This is a genomic window from Methylococcus capsulatus, assembly GCF_036864975.1.
Classification (GTDB): domain Bacteria; phylum Pseudomonadota; class Gammaproteobacteria; order Methylococcales; family Methylococcaceae; genus Methylococcus.
The window spans coordinates 2,285,740-2,301,197 of record NZ_CP104311.1 but is presented as its reverse complement, the minus strand read 5'-3'; the positions used below and the strand labels follow the sequence as shown (position 1 = coordinate 2,301,197).

12 protein-coding genes are annotated in these 15,458 nt (G+C 63.1%); 4 read left to right on the top strand and 8 right to left on the bottom strand.

Translation table 11 applies throughout. The annotated features are described in order from the left end of the window. Positions 1-11: 11 nt before the first annotated feature. Positions 12-3,530, top strand: coding sequence for a response regulator (locus N4J17_RS11415; RefSeq protein ID WP_198323369.1), 3,519 nt, complete (start codon positions 12-14; stop codon positions 3,528-3,530). 81 nt (positions 3,531-3,611) lie between these two features. Further along, positions 3,612-5,447 (top strand): GGDEF domain-containing response regulator, encoded by a 1,836-nt coding sequence (locus N4J17_RS11410; RefSeq protein ID WP_198323370.1) that lies wholly within the window; start codon positions 3,612-3,614, stop codon positions 5,445-5,447. A gap of 32 nt (positions 5,448-5,479) precedes the next feature. Here N4J17_RS11410 and N4J17_RS11405 read toward each other — a convergent pair whose 3' ends face one another. From N4J17_RS11405 to mmoX, 8 genes are all read right to left on the bottom strand, one after another. Further along, on the bottom strand, positions 5,480-7,159 hold the full coding sequence (locus N4J17_RS11405) for an Hsp60 family chaperonin (RefSeq protein ID WP_198323371.1): 1,680 nt from the start codon (positions 7,157-7,159) through the stop codon (positions 5,480-5,482). Between the two features lie 20 nt (positions 7,160-7,179). Continuing rightward, the gene (locus tag N4J17_RS11400; RefSeq protein WP_198323372.1) at positions 7,180-7,500 is read right to left on the bottom strand and encodes a hypothetical protein; all 321 of its coding nucleotides are present in this window, start codon (positions 7,498-7,500) and stop codon (positions 7,180-7,182) included. Between the two features lie 14 nt (positions 7,501-7,514). Continuing rightward, complete coding sequence (gene mmoC / locus N4J17_RS11395) at positions 7,515-8,561, bottom strand: aromatic/alkene monooxygenase hydroxylase FAD-binding subunit MmoC (protein WP_198323373.1); 1,047 nt, start codon at positions 8,559-8,561, stop codon at positions 7,515-7,517. Positions 8,562-8,573: 12 nt separating this feature from the next. Beyond that, positions 8,574-8,885: a soluble methane monooxygenase-binding protein MmoD gene (gene mmoD / locus N4J17_RS11390; protein ID WP_198323374.1), complete on the bottom strand. Its 312-nt coding sequence runs from the start codon at positions 8,883-8,885 to the stop codon at positions 8,574-8,576. 153 nt (positions 8,886-9,038) lie between these two features. Next, positions 9,039-9,542: an aromatic/alkene monooxygenase hydroxylase subunit gamma gene (gene mmoZ / locus N4J17_RS11385; protein ID WP_198323375.1), complete on the bottom strand. Its 504-nt coding sequence runs from the start codon at positions 9,540-9,542 to the stop codon at positions 9,039-9,041. A 10-nt stretch (positions 9,543-9,552) separates the two neighbouring features. Next, the gene (mmoB, locus tag N4J17_RS11380) at positions 9,553-9,978 is read right to left on the bottom strand and encodes a methane monooxygenase regulator MmoB (protein ID WP_198323376.1); all 426 of its coding nucleotides are present in this window, start codon (positions 9,976-9,978) and stop codon (positions 9,553-9,555) included. A gap of 11 nt (positions 9,979-9,989) precedes the next feature. Beyond that, positions 9,990-11,159 (bottom strand): aromatic/alkene monooxygenase hydroxylase subunit beta, encoded by a 1,170-nt coding sequence (gene mmoY, locus N4J17_RS11375; RefSeq protein ID WP_198323377.1) that lies wholly within the window; start codon positions 11,157-11,159, stop codon positions 9,990-9,992. 78 nt (positions 11,160-11,237) lie between these two features. Further along, the gene (gene mmoX, locus N4J17_RS11370; RefSeq protein WP_198323378.1) at positions 11,238-12,821 is read right to left on the bottom strand and encodes an aromatic/alkene monooxygenase hydroxylase subunit alpha; all 1,584 of its coding nucleotides are present in this window, start codon (positions 12,819-12,821) and stop codon (positions 11,238-11,240) included. A 432-nt stretch (positions 12,822-13,253) separates the two neighbouring features. Between mmoX and N4J17_RS11365 the strand changes: the two genes are divergently transcribed. Then, entirely contained in the window at positions 13,254-13,526 is a 273-nt protein-coding gene (locus N4J17_RS11365) for a DUF4242 domain-containing protein (protein WP_198323379.1), read from the top strand. After that, positions 13,523-15,370, top strand: coding sequence for a dynamin family protein (locus tag N4J17_RS11360; protein ID WP_198323380.1), 1,848 nt, complete (start codon positions 13,523-13,525; stop codon positions 15,368-15,370). The genes N4J17_RS11365 and N4J17_RS11360 overlap by 4 nt, the downstream gene beginning before the upstream one ends. Positions 15,371-15,458 lie beyond the last annotated feature (88 nt).

Below are 15,458 nucleotides of genomic sequence, written 5' to 3'. Positions count from 1 at the left end.
GTAAGGAAACCATGTCCGAAGATCTCACCGCCCTTCCTGCCATGCGGCAGCGCTTCCTGCGCTCCCTGGGCAGCATCTGCCTCATCATGATCCTGACCGAGGTCATCGTGATGGCGGTCCTGGAGGCGATCCGGCACAGCCGGCTGGAGCTTATGCCGTGGCAGGAAAGCGCGCTGGACGGGATGCTGCTTGCCATCCTCAGTGCGCCCTTGCTGTGGATCATGGCGCTGCGGCCCCTCGCGCGGCAGATCGTCACGGAAAGCCAGCGCAACAAGGAACTCTTGGAAGCGCTGGATGCGCATGCACTGATCAGCATCACCGACCTGCAAGGCAGGATACTGTACGCCAACGACAACTTCTGCGCGGTTTCGCGCTACGGCCGGGAAGAACTCGTGGGACAGGACCACCGCTTCGTCAATTCCGGTTACCACAACAAGGCCTACCTCCGCGACATGTGGCGCACCATCAGCCGGGGGAACATCTGGCAAGGCGAGTTCTGCAACCGCCGCAAGGACGGAACCCGCTATTGGGTCGACAGCACGATCGTCCCGCTGATGGACAATACGGGCAGACCGCGGCAATACATAGCCATCGGACGCGACATCACAGCGCAAAAAGAGGCCGAGGCCCAGATCGCCCGCCTCAAGCAGGCGATGGATGCGAGCAGCGACATGATTCTGCTCACCGACCGCGCCGGACGCATCATCTATGCGAATCCGGCGCTGTGCCGCTTCAGTGGATTGGCGGAACAGGAGCTGCTCGGACAGAACCCCAGCATCCTGGACAGCCCGCTCGCCGATCAAGAGACCCTGGCCGCCATGCAGGCAGCCCTCCAGGCCGGCCAGACTTGGTCCGGACGGCTCCTGTACCGGCGCCGGACCGGACCCAATCCCGACGATGCCCAGGACTACTGGGCAGAGATCAGTACTACGCCGATCCATACCGAAGGCAACACACCGGTGGGCTATATCCAGATTCAGCACGACGTGAGCGCCAAGGTCGAACGGGAACGCGCACTGGCGATGGAACAGGAGGACACCGCCGCCCGCCTCCGCATCGCCGAAACCCTGCAGCAAAGTGGCCCGCTGAAAGAGCGGTGCCGACGCGTGCTCGCCACCCTGTTCGGCCTGCGCACTCTCGACCTGCAACGCAAGGGCGGAATATTCCTCAAGGCGGAAAACGGACACTGTCTGAATCTGTTCGTGCTCGAGGGAAAGTTCTCCGATGAATTCGTCCGGCGCGAACAGACCATTCCCCTGGGTGCCTGCCTGTGTGGCCGAAGCGCCGTTTCCGGCGAAATCCTGGTCTCCGATGACTGTTTCCAGGACCCCCGGCACGAACACCGCTTCGAGGGCATGGAAAACCACGGCCATTACATCGTGCCCATCGCCTCCGGCGGCGACATCCAGGGAGTGATGTTCCTCTACACCGACCCCAACCCCGCTCGCAACGAGGCGCGGATGGCGATGCTCAGGCATGTCGGTGAAATGCTGGCGCTGGCGATACTCGAAGATCGCGCCGAGGCTTCGCTGAAAGCCGCCCACGATGCCGCCGTGGAGGCCACCCAGGCGAAGAGCGCATTCCTGGCCAACATGAGCCACGAGATCCGCACCCCGATGAACGGCGTACTTGGCATGCTGGAGCTGCTGAAGGACACCGACATGTCCCGTGAGCAATGGGATCTGGTGGAAACCGCATCGAATTCCGCCGAAGCCCTGCTGGAAATCATCAACTCGATCCTCGACTTTTCCAAGCTCGAAGCGGGCAAGGTCGAAATCGAACGGACCGAATTCAATCTGCCCGATCTGGTCGAGGAAGTATGCGCCCTCCTGGCCGGCCGCGCCCACGACAAAGGTCTGGAGCTGAACTGCTTCTTGCCGGCAGATATGCCGAAGCTGTGGATCGGTGACCCAACGCGTATCCGCCAGGTGCTCACCAACCTGCTCGGCAACTCCATCAAGTTCACCGAAAACGGCGAGGTTTCGGTCAAGGTGATGCAGGCGGAGGCCAGCGACGGGCGGACGAACCTGAGCTTCGAGATCCGGGACACCGGCATAGGCATCGCACCGGAGGTCCAGCCCAGGCTGTTCCAGCCGTTCACCCAGGCCGATGGCTCCACCGCCCGCCGCTTCGGCGGCACCGGCCTCGGCCTGTCCATCTGCCGAAACCTGGTCGAACTCATGGGCGGAAGCATCGGGCTGGAAAGCGCTCCTGGCCAAGGCAGCCGCTTCTGGTTCACGCTCCCGCTGGAACAGGTCTCCACTGCGTCCGCGCCCCCCTTGCCCGACTTCTCTCACCGGCGAGTGCTGGTGGTCGACGATAACGCCACCAATCGCGTCATTCTGACCCATTATCTGACCCACTGGGGCCTGAAAGTGGATGAAGCGGACCGGGGCGATACAGCCCTGAGCAGGCTGCAGACCGCCCTGCGCGAATCCAAGCCCTACGACCTCGTTTTGCTCGATCTCCACATGCCGCATATGACCGGCTATGGACTCGCCCGCGCCATGAATGCCGACCCGGAACTGAAGGATATCCCGCGCCTGCTGCTATCCTCCGGAGGCTTGACCGGCGAAGCCGAGCTTCGCGCGCTGGGGATCGCACGCAGCCTGCTGAAGCCAGTGCGCCAATCGTTGCTGTTCAATGCCATCGCCGATGTGCTCGCCGCCAGGGCCCAGAAGCAGCCCCCTGCAGTCGACAAGGTCGAAGTCGCCCTGCCGGCTTACACAGGCCGCAAGGTCCTGGTGGTGGAGGACAACCGGGTCAACCAGAAAGTGATCGTCGCCATGCTCGGCAAATTCGGAATCGCTCCCGATGTCGCCGACAACGGCCAGGCCGCCCTGGATCTGCTGGCACGCTCCCGCTACGACCTGGTTCTGATGGACTGCCAGATGCCGGTGCTGGGCGGCTACGAAGCCACCGCGGAACTACGGGCCAGGGAGCTGTCCGCGGGATCGGGACGCACGCCGGTCGTCGCGCTCACAGCGCATGCCGCGACCGGCGAACGGGAAAAATGCCTGGCCGCCGGCATGGACGACTATCTCAGCAAGCCGGTTTCCAGGGACCGTCTCGCCGAGGCCCTCGAGCGCTGGCTGGGCGCTCCCGCGTCCATGGCATCAGCGGAAATCGGGCAGTGGGCTGCGGACGACGATGGCGGACATGAGCCCTCCGGCCCTTCCTGGAACAAGGAAGAAGCGCTGGCGCGCTTGGATTACGACGAGGGACTCCTGGGGGACATGATCGCTCTCTGTATCGCTGAGCTCCCCCAACACCTCAACACCCTTCACGCTGCGGCAGCGGCGAAGGACATGGCCGCGCTGGCCGATGCGGCACATGCCATCAAAGGCATGGCGGGGCATTTCTGCGCCGGAAGGGTCCGGGAGCTAGCCGCGCGTCTGGAAGACCAGGCCCGGACGATGGGATCGGCCCCGCATCCGACGCTGATCCGTGCGCTGGAAACCGCCGCCGCCGACTTGCTGGCGGACATGCGGACCGGCTCCTCCCCGGTACATCCGGCAAAGGGGGGTTGAAGATGAACCGCGATAAGCTCTCCAGCCCTGGCGCCGGAAGACCGGAAATCCTCGTTACGTCTCGACTCGGGGCCGCGGACGATGCATAAGCCAACGCTGTGCGACTCACTACCCACCCCGTCCCGCACGGCCGCGGCGATCCTAAACCTGGCCCGGCGCGAAGACGTCACGGCGGAGGCGCTGGCCCAGCTGATCCAGACGGACCCGGCGCTCACCGGACGGATCCTGCGTTTCGCCAATGCCCCCGCCCACGGCACGCGCCGCCCCATCGTCAGCGTGATCGACGCCATGAGCCTCCTGGGCCTCCAGGCCATCCGCCAGTTCGCGCTGAGCCTCTCGCTCATCGACGCCCATCGCGAAGGCAGATGCGAGGCATTCGATTATCCCGTCTACTGGCAAAAATCCTTAGCCTGCGCCGTTGCGCTCCAGTCGATCACGACCCGCGTACCGACTGTGGCCCCCAAGGAAGCGTTCACGCTGGGTTTGTTGGCCGACGTCGGTCGCCTCGCCCTGGCCACCGCCTGGCCGCTGGAATACAGCGAATGCCTGCGGAAAGCGGACGGCGAAGCCTTGATCGCCCTGGAACGGGAGCGCTTCGCCACCGATCACGACGAGTTGACCCGGATGCTCCTGACGGACTGGGGATTTCCACAGGTTTTCATCGACGCGCTCGAGCAGAACCACCGGGATGACTTCCGGGATGACGACCGCACCGGCCGTTTTGCCCGACAGCTGGCCCTGGCGCGGCGGATCGCTGAATACCAGCTTGCCGAAGAACCGCGGCGGATGACCTTGTCACCGGTAATGCAGACGGAAGCGCGAAGATGCGGACTCGACGACGAGGATCTGGCACAGCTGCTGCGCGGCCCGCAGGCCGAATGGCTCGACTGGACCCGGGTGATCGGCCTCGCCGAAGACGATCAAACCGGCGACGCGGAGCTTTCGGGGCGAAGGCCGCAAGTGGAGGAAAGGCTACACATCCTGCTCGCCGACGACGATCCCATCATGCTCATCCGCCTGTCCCGCCAGCTCGAAGCCGAGGGGCACCACATCGCGTCACGGCGCGACGGCGAAGCGGCGCTCGCATACGCCATCGAGCACGAACCGGAAATGGTGATCACGGACTGGCACATGAAACCCATGAACGGCCTGGAACTGTGCAAGGCGCTGCGGGAGTCCGCCCTGGGCAGCAACGTCTACATCATCATGCTCACGGCGAACGAGAGCGAGGATGCGCTGGTCGAAGCCTTCGGCGCGGGCATCGACGATTACGTCGTCAAGCCGCCCAGTGTCAGGGTCCTCAAGGCCCGCATACGGGCCGGCCAGCGCATCCTCACCCTCCACAAGAAGCTCGCGCGGGAACGCAAGGAAATCGAACGCTACTCCTCGGAACTGGCCGCCGCGAACCGCCGCCTGGAACTCATGGCCAATACCGACCAGCTCACCGGCCTGCCCAACCGCCGCTACGCGATGGACAGGCTGGAACAGGGCTGGGCACAGGCGCGTATGTTCGGCCGGCCGCTGAGTATCATTATGCTCGATCTCGACTGGTTCAAATCCATCAACGACTCTCTCGGCCACGACGCAGGGGACCAAGCGCTCGTGCATGCCGCCCGCGTCATGCGGGAAAGCGTGCGCACCAGTGACGTGGTTTGCCGGATGGGGGGCGAAGAATTTCTGATCATCACCCCGGACACGGACGGGCCGGCCGCCATCCAGACCGCCGAGCGCGTCCGCAGCGCGATCGAGCAGCGGCAACCCCAGGGACTCGAGCTACCCCGCCCGCTCACTGCCAGCATCGGCGTGGCGGACTCCACGTCCGCCGCCAGCCTGAAAGACCTACTGCTGAAGGCGGACAGCGCCCTTTATCAGGTCAAGCAGAACGGACGTAACGGCGTACGTTACACCAGCACCTGATCTCCCGGAGTTCGAACACGTCCCCCCCTCCTTCAGACCCGTGGATCCTCACGGGTCGCGGCGGCCCATTCGCCGCTGAAACCGGCGAAAGCGTCCCGGTCCGGGATTTCCAGTACCACGGCTTCGGTGGTGAGGAAAGTGCCGGCCACCGACGCGGCTTTCTCCAAGGCCAGCCTGAGCACCTTAGCGGCATCCCAGATCCCTTGGGCGTCGAGGTCACAGAAACGTCCACTTTCCTGATCGTAGCCCCAGCCCGGATTCGGGTGATCCATGATCTTGGCGACGACGGCCTCTCCCGACAGCCCGGAGTTTTCCCCGATGACCCGCAGAGGCTCCGTCAACGCCGAACGGACGATGCCGATGCCGCGAGCTTCGTCGACGTCGCGCGCTTCCAGTTCCGCCAAAGCGGGGAGGCTGCCGAGGAAACCAACGCCGCCGCCGGGCAACACCCCCTCTTCCAGGGCGGACACCACCGAGCGGTAGGCGTTCTCGATCCGCACCATCCGCTCTTTCATTTCCACATCGGTCACGCCGCCCACGCGGTAGACCGCGGACTTGCCGCTCAGACCGGCGATGCGGGCCTCGATTTCCTCGAGTTCGTGCAGTCGTCCAGTGGCCGAGCCCTGGCCTGGCTTGAGGGCCCGGTACTGCTCCGCCTCCCGGCGCAGACCCTCCAGGCGGGCACGGGAGGCTGCGGTGCCCGGTGTACCGAGCAGTACGGTGTCATCGGCACTGACGACCGCCCGACGCACCCGCCCCAGATCAGCCGGCGTCACCCGGTCCAGCCGGTCTCCCTGAGCCTCGAGAATCGCGCGGCCGCCGGTCAGCGCCGCCAGGTCCAAGAGGCGGTTCGGCCGCTTGTCGCCGAATCCCGGCGCGGTGACGGCCACCGCCTTGAACACCCCGCGCACATGATTGAGCAGAATGCCGGCCAGGGCCTTGTCGTGAACGCGGTCGGCGGCGATCAACAGACTGCCTCCCGCCTCGGTCACTGCCTCCAGCAGGGGCACCAGATCGATGAAATCGGTCACCTCCCGATCGGTCATGAGCACATAGACGTCGTCGAGTTCGGCCAGTTCACGGGTCCGATCGGTCACGAAATAGGGTGACAGATAGCCTTTCTCCCAGCGATAGCCGTCGACGACGTCGAGCACGTCCTCATGCCGCTGCCCCAGTTCGACCGCCACGGCGCCGTGGACACCGACCGCGCCCAGCGCCTCCAGCAGCAGCCGGCCCACGCCGGGCTCGTTCTTGGTCGCCACTGCGGCTACCCCCAGGATGACCGACTCCTGATCGCCGCGCCGGGCCCGCCCCCGGATGTCTCCGCTCACGCAGGCGACGGCCCGGTCGATGCCGCGCTTGAGCGCAAGGGGATCGGCCCCAGCGCTGAGGCTCTTGAACATCTCCCGGGCGATGTGGCGGGCCAGCACGATAGCGGTGGTGGTGCCGTCCCCCGCTTCGCGGGACATGGTGCCGGCGACGTCCCGTAGCAGCCGGGCGCCGAGGTTGGCCAGGCTGTCCTTGAGCACGATGGAATTTGCCACAGTAACACCGTCCCGGGTCGAAATGGGCGGCAAACCCTCGGCGCGGTGCTGGATCATGACACTGGGGCCGCTGGCGCCCAGCGTCGGCAGCACCGCCCGGGCGAGGATCTCGATGCCCTGCATCATGCGCTGCCGCGCATTCCCGTTGTAGACCACTTCCTTTGCCATGTTGGCGACTCCAGTTCAGTTCAGGATTTATGGTTTATTCGCGCCACCGGCGAGAGATGACGCATATAGGCCTCTCCGGCGTTGGCGCGGCTGGTGCGGGCGCGTCTGAGGCGGGACCAGATCCAAAGCAATTCCCGATCTCGGAAGTCCATGCTCTGCTTGAGCTCCCATTCTTCCTCGGGCGAGAGGACCTGATCCCAGTACTCTCTAAGTTCGGCGACCCGGCCGCTGCCCAGGGAGGCGGCAAGTCCCTTTTCCTTGCGCGTGAGCTCCTGGATGCTGGCGTCCAGTTGCTCGATCATTTCACGCAGGAATTGGGGCGGGAACTGCTCGGCGCTCACGGCACTCCCCCGCTTCAGGCCGTCCCGGACGGCAGGAACTTTTCGAAGAAGATCTGTTCGCCCGGAACACCGCGGCTGCGTGCCAGTTCGCAAGCGGCATCGATCATGCCCGGCGGGCCGCACAGGTAAATGTCCGGCCGGGCGCCGCTGGCCTCCAGGTCTTCGCGCAGCAGATCGACGGGCGAGCCCTGCCTGCCGTCCCAGTCCGCGCCCGGGTGCCAGACACAGGCCTTCACGGTGAGATTGCGCATGGACTGTTCCAGGGATTTGAGCTCGTCAAGGTAGAACAATTCCGGCTCGGTGTTGACGCCGAAATAGAGGCGGGTCTCGTTCGGCGCGGTCCACTCCCGCATCTGCCGCACCATCGAGACCACGGGCGCCAGCCCGGTGCCGCCGGCGACGAAATAGCGCGGCGCCATGCCGTGCTCCTTGAGCCCGAACACCCCCAGCGGCCCTTTGACCGAAAGGACTTGGCCGACACGCGCATCGTTGCGCAAGTAATCCGAAAACCGCCCTTCCGGCAGCACACGGATCAGGAACTCCAGCCGGCCATCGGGATTGGGCAGGTTTGCCGGCGAATAAGAGCGGGAAACGTCGGTACCGGGGATGGTCAGATCCATGAACTGGCCAGGTTCGAATTTCACTCCCCGGTTGCCGCATTCATCGGGCCGCTTCTGCAACAGGAACTGAACTGTGTTGCTCGACACCCAGTTGAGGCCGACGACCTCGGCCTCGAAACTGCCGACCTCGCCATAACTGATCCGGCAATGGGTATAGGGCAGTTCGATTTCCAGGTCGGTCTTGGGATAGGTCCGGCACAATAACACCAACCCTTCCTCCTCCTCTTCCGGCGGCAGCGCCTGCACGCTGCACCCCTTGAGGTCATAGTCTCCTTCGCTGCACAAGGCCTTGCAGGTGGCACAGCCACCTTCCCGGCAAGACGACATCAGGAAGATGTTCTGGCGTAGGGCGGCGGTGATGACGTCCTCGTCCGGGCGGCATTCGAAGCGGAGCGATTCGCCATCCTCCGTCACCGCCGTGATAGTGTGAACTCGCTGCATAAACTTACCTGTTCAATGTTGAACCCCGCCGGTCCCGCCCTCTGGCGGGACGCGTTGCTCGGTCATGCCAAAATAATTCAGTACGTGCGTCACGGCGCGGATCGACGACTCCAGGCTGATCGAGCAACCCTCCTGGACGATCCTTTCTTCCCGGACGATGACCCACCGCCACATGAAATCGAGATCCTTGGCGTAGGCTGCGTAGGTCTCGTCCCGTTTGAGCAGATGCCAGTCCGCGGAAGGGAAGAAACCGGTCTGGGGCCGTGGTTCCTCGAACCCTTCGTCTGCGTCGCCCGAAAAGGGCTGAAATACCGATTCGACCATGGTGATTTCCTTACGAAAGATGGAGGGGGGAGCCGGGACCGGCACGCCCCTTGAAAACCAAAGATTCCGGGCCGGCAGACCGGCCCGGAACGGCATCCCTGCCCCCTGACCTCACGGCGATGCCGTCGGAGTCCAGGGCGAGACTTCCTCCCGTCAGTGCGGCGCCTGCAGATGCACCACCCGCACGCCGCGCTGCTTGCGCAGCTCTTCCAGCGGCGTGTCGTAGTAGTTGAGGTTGCGCAGCTCCATCAGCCGGGTACCCAACTGGCGCTCGCCATCCAGGAAGTAGTTCACCGGCATGATCGGCGGCTTGTAGGCCTGGCGGAAACCGATGTGGATCTTCTCCGCTTCCCACTTGTCCTTGGCCGCGTTCATCTTCGCGACGGTGCCATCCAGAACCGCCTTGGCGTCCTCGCCGAAAGCGGTCTTGTGGCGGAAATCCGTCTCACTGAAGGCGCGCGCCTTGAGCACGGCGACCTTTTCCTCGAGCCTGGCCTCGATCCAAAGATAATCGTTGTCCAGCTCGTAGCTCTTGCGGAACGGCGTGGTGTGATCCATACGGAACTGCTTCAGCATCTCGGCCGCTTTTTCCAGGGTGTTGAGCTGTGCGATCTTGTTCACCCAGGCGTCGCGGGTGTCGTTGCTGTGTATGCCCATGTCGGTCTCCTTATTCGTGGTAGTCTTCGAGCTTGCGGTCCAGGCCCATCAGCTCACTGGTAATGGTGAACTTGTTGCCCAGGGTATAGGCCCGGCCGATGGTCGAGGAAACGTCGACGAGGAAGTCATAGACGTTGTAAGGACGGCCCAAAAGCTCGGTCAGCTCGTCGCAATCGACCTCGATCTTGCCGTTGGCCTTGATCCACCAGTAGCCGGCGCGGTCCTCCACGTTCACCGTCGGATTGACGTTCTTCTTGTAGTCCGTCAGAAGAATCTCCTCGATAAAGGTATTGATCTCGTCCGACTTCTTGAGGACCAGAACGACCGTGTCGCTTTCGTGGACCACCTGATTTTCTTCGGCAAAGAACTGATCGGCGAACTCCTTGCCTTTCAGGCTCATGATGCCGGCATCGTACGCGTTGCTGCTTACGCTCATCGTGATAACTCCTATTTCAGTCCTGCCGAAATTGCATTGACGATCTGGTCGCGGTCCGCCTTGAAGTCGATCCTGCTGGCGTAGTCCTCGATCCAGTCGTCGACAACCCGATACAGGGATGCGATGATTTCTTCCTTGTCGGTGGCGCCGGCTGGCAACTTCGCAAACAGCCCCATGAAGTCGCGCAGCGCGGCGATCGTCGGCTCCAGCCACTTGCCGGTCCAGTTGCGCATCACTGTACGGTTGTAGTCGCCGAATTCCGGATCATCGCCCAGGGTGGTGTAGTACAGGTCATGTACCCCCACCTTGGTGATCTGGAAGTAGGTCTGGGACTGGTTGATGAAGAACGGCGTCAGGTTGTCGCCGAACTTCGGCGCCAGCCGCTGGAAGAACTCGCGGCGGACGAACTGGCCGAACAGCGCGTCGTAGACGGCATGGACCGAGAAGGCGCTTTCGTTCCAGTCGAACACCTCCTGCCACAGCGCCTCCACCGCCAGGCGGGCCCCCTTGTAGATGCCGCCTGTGGTCCATTCCGCCTTCGGCACCGCGGTGGATTCGTCGAATCCGGGCACGATCTTGGCCAGGAACCCGCGCTCGAGCTGGATCATCTGGGCCAGGTCGATCTTGTCGAAGCCCCAGAAAGTGATGCTGACCCGGATCACGTCCGAAAGCGCCTCGCGGGAAGCCTGCGAATGGGCGTTGAACAATCCGTATTCGTTGAACAGGAACGCGCCCCAGTACCGGTTGATGAACTCGTCCCGCCAGGTCGGGTCCATCGACCGGATCTGGCCGTCGGCGGAATAGCCCTGCAGGAAGCGATCGGTGTAGCGCCATTCCTCGGCCTTGTCCTTGACGTACGGCGCGTGCCAGCGGCGCAGCGGGTCGCGGTGCTTGTACCAGTCGACCGTCCGCAGCTCCGTGGTCTCGTTGCCCCAGGACGGACGGCCGCCATGGAACTTCTGAGTCCAGTCGCCCCAGTCCAGACCGCCGGAGATCCAGTCGGCGTTGGGCTGCGCGTACACGGTCAGGGCTTCGTATTCCGTCAGGCGCTTCCAGCGCGGCGTGACGAAATAGCCCATCTTGTTGTTGCTGTCCAGCGGAGCTTCGGGAAGCGCCTTCAGGATGACGGCCGCCATTTCCGGATCGGTCAATCCGCGGCGTCTTTCTCCTAACATGCTCATATCGATGTTCCTTTAGTTTGATGTTGATCGAACGATTGTGTGTCGGGCCCCGTTCTGCGACGGAGCCCAACGCTCGTTTCAATTGAATGCCTTCACCGGGTTCTTGAAGACGCAGTTCAGACGTTTGATGTCGTCCAGCGTCCACAGCTTGTCGCCACGGACATGCGGCTGGGCGATCAGGGTTTTGCCATCGCTGCGCAGGCCGTGCAGCTCGGCGATCACTTCCGACAGCTCCATGCCTTCATACTGCTCGAAGATGTTCTGGCACTCGTAGCGTTCCGGCTCGGCCAGCCACATGCGTTCACCCCACTGGTCGCTGAAGGTGTGCATCTGGCCGTTGTACTCGTGCACGCGCAGGGTGCTGGCGCCCTTGGCCAAGCTCGGGCAGAACGGCACCTGCGACACCCGGTCGATGTAGATCGGGTGGTTGTTTTCGATGAACCACATCAGAGGAATGAAGCCCGAGGACGGATCCTCGCAGCCGCGGGCGCGCCATTCCTCGTAGATCTTGCCGTAGTGGTCGTACCAACCCGGATAGTTGGCCTCGAACCACTCCATTTCCTCCTGATCCGGCAGGGCCAGGCGGAAGAAGCCGGTCGGCCACAGCGCATAAGCCAGCAGATACAGATCGTGGTGTGCCCAGTAAGCGTCCTGCTTGGCGTCCTTCAGGCTGCGCGGCGACTCCACCCCGTACTTGCCCAGACGGCCGATCCAGATGCCGCCCCAGTCCTCGTACACCCAGCGGTTCCAGGTCTTGACCCACGGCTCGACCTTGAACTTGGAGCCGTACTCGAACAGCATGCCCAGCGCCGGCGTGAAGTACTTCTGTTGGGTCCAGAACGCGTTGTTCAGGTCCGTGTTGAGGTACTTGGCGGCAGCCGGATCGTTGGCGATGGAGACCACGGTCTGGTAGCCGTTGGCCATGTGGCGCAGCTCGTCGGTCTCGATCGACAGGAACACCGTCGGGGTGATTTCGTCACCGTTGGCGGCGGCCCATTCGGTCACTGCGACGATCAGGGGGTTGGTGAAGCAGGCCTCGCCCACCAGTTGCAGGTTGATGGAGCATTCCACCGCGTCGCCGGAGATGAAGCCGTCCGAGAACACCCGCTTCATGCCCTTCCACAGCGGCCCGATGGTGCGGGTGCGGCGGGCGTCGTTGTGGCCGGCCGGGTCCTGGCCGTTCTTGGCGAAGTAGTAGTTGACGTAGGCGCACTGGTGGGTGTGGCGGATTTCGTCCAGCACCTGGGCCAGATAGCCGTTCTTCTGTTCCGCCGCCTGGGCGGAGTCCCACAGCATTCCGCTGGCGGCGATGGCGTTGTATTCGCCCACTTCCAGGAAGTTGGAAACCACTTTCATGGTCTCGTTCCACTTCGGGTGAACGCGGTGGCCGGCGTTCAGACGGGTCAGCGCATCCTGCAGGCTGCCGAACTGCCGTTCGTCCTTCACGGCCTCCATGCGCGCATATTCCTTGGCGATCAGCTTGAACTGTTCCTTGGTCTCGTTCGCCATCTTGTACTTGGTGGCGTACTTGGTCCGGTTGTTCTTGAAGTCCCAGTTGAAGCTCTGGAGCCAGCGGTGCACTTCCTGTGCATTCACGCTGGCGGGTGCCCGATTGGCAGCCAGCGCGTCCGTCGCGGCCTTGGTTGCGGTGCTAAGTGCCATTACTCGTTTCCTCCGTAACACATTCTTTCTTTGAGTCGGAATGCCCGATGACGTCAGTGGACACCGGACATACAACCTCCAACGAGGTTGTGACTATCTCGTTACAGGGATCGTGCCAAATTTTTATTTCGGACACACATACCTATATATCAAGACCTTGGAGCGAATATGGGATTGGTCAGACCCTGCCGCCATGAAAGGACGATCTGTCCGAAATCACGACACCTGTCCGATTTTCATACAGTCATCGGACATAATGGTACGACTCAAGTCGGCAGAAAGGCCGTCAATTCGTTACCGAACCCTGAGACATTTCGCCGCATTCAATCGAATTACGAACCATGAGAAAATCAGGCAACGCAGAAATACTTTACTCGACAAGCACGATACAGCCCGCTTTATTCATGTATCAGAGCCGTCAGGAGGATAACCATGCCCAAATATGTCATAGAGCGTACGATTCCCGGCGCTGGAAACCTTTCACGTGATGAGTTGCAGCGGATTTCCCGGAAATCCTGTTCCATCCTCAACGCCATGGGACCGCAGGTTCAATGGCTCGAAAGCTATGTCACCGACGACAAGGTGTACTGCATCTACATCGCCCCGGACGCCGCCACGTTGAGGCAGCATGCGATGGAAGGCGGCTTTCCCGCCGACGCGATCAACGAAGTCCGTACCGTCATCGATCCCACCACGGCAGAATGAACGCCATTCCCCGTTCCGGTGTCGCCGGTGACGCGCCGCAAGCCGCCGGCTACGCGGATCTCAAATCCGAGCTCTTGGACCGGATCGACGAGCTGGCCGAGAACCTTCCTGCGGCTGTGCGCCCCGCCCTCGCCCTTCGTGACAAGGTGCAGGAGGGGTATTTCGACGTCCTGACGGTGGGACAGTTCAAGCGCGGCAAGACCAGCCTGATCAACGCACTACTGGGTGAAAACCTGCTGCCCACGGCGGCAGTGCCGCTGACCTCGGTGGTGACCATCCTCATATACGGCGAGACGCACCGGATCACCGTCCAGCCGCTGGAAGGCCGCCCCTTCGACATCCACCCGGAGACGCTCGCGGATTACATCACCGAGCCGGGTAATCCGGGCAACGCGAAGGGCGTGCGGGAGGTGCTGATCCAGATGCCCTCGCCCCTCCTGAGGAACGGCGTGCGCATCGTCGACACCCCAGGGGTCGGCTCGGTTTTCCGTCACAACACCGACACCGCCTATGCCCGGCTGCCGCATTGCGATGCGGCTCTGTTCGTCCTCTCCGCCGATCAGGCGGTGAGCCAGGCCGAACTGGAATTCCTCAATGAGGTCCGGAAGTACGCCGGCCGTATCTTTTTTCTGTTGAATAAGATCGACATCCTGCAGGAAGCCGACATCGCCGCGATCGAGCACTTCTCCCGCCGTGTCCTGACCCAGGCAGTGGGTACGGAGGTCCGCCTCTTCCCCATTTCCGCCCGGGATGCGCTGATGGGAAAAGCCGGCAACGATCCGGCACGGCTCGACGCGAGCCGCCTGCCGGTCTTCACTGCGGCGCTCGAACGCTTTTTACTGGAGGAAAAAGGTGCGCTGCTGCTCGATGCCGCGGCTTCCGGCCTCGCGCGCCTAACCGGTCGGTTGCGCCTGGAAACCCGGCTGGAGCGAAGTTCCCTGACCCTCCCGATAGCAGAGTTGGACGAAAAGATCGCCCGGTTTGCTGCCCGCCGGTTTCAGGCGGAGCGTGAACTGCGGCGGCTCGACGGACGTCTGCGGCAGGAATTCCATCTGCTGGCCGACGGGATTTTCGCGCGTGACCCCGAACGCCGGTTCGAAGAGCTACGTTCGCACCTGGCCCGGAGATTCGATGCTCTGGTCCTCGACCACGACCTCCAGCCTCCGAAAGATTTCGACGAGTGCCTGGAAACCTTCATCCGGGAAGAGGTCGCAGAATCCTTCGCCGACTGGCGGGAGGTATTGGAGCGCCAAGCCGATGCGGCGGCCGCGGAGATTGTCCGAACCTTCGACCTCGAAATCGACGAAATGGTCACCGACCTCCAGCGCTTTGCCGGCGGTCTGTTCCAGCTTGCCGTGCCGACCGCTGCTTTGCAGACGAGCTGGCCGGAACGAACCCGCGCCGGGGTCCGTCCCACGGACGAACCCATGGGGCTGGAGCTGCTCACGGAGCAGGTCTTGAAGCGGGCGCCGGAACTGGTCGCGCCGCGCTTCCGAAAGCTCAAATCCCTGGCCGAGCGCTGGGCCCGGCACGGTATCGTCCGGCGACGCAGGCGCCAGTTGACCGAGACAATGGAAATGCTGACCGGACGCATCCGCAGCGGCATCCGGCGACGCCTGGAAGAAACGAGGGAGGAGCTGTCGGCCCGCCTACGCCAGCGTCTGGAGGGCGTGGCGGATGGCTTGGAACAGGCATTGACTCGGGGTGCCGCGGAACGCTCCCGGGCCTCGGACCAGGCTGGCTCCCGGATCCGGCGGCTTGAAGCGCAGTTGGCCTGGCTGGAGGGCTTCGATGGGCGCATCCAGGTCTTCCGCGAACGCGCAGCGGCGCAGAGCCGAACTTAGCCGCTCTTCCCGATCGGCATTGCCCCAGCCCAGACAGAGGCGGACTCGCAGCGATCGAACAATCCCCGGTCTTTTCCGAAGATCAAAT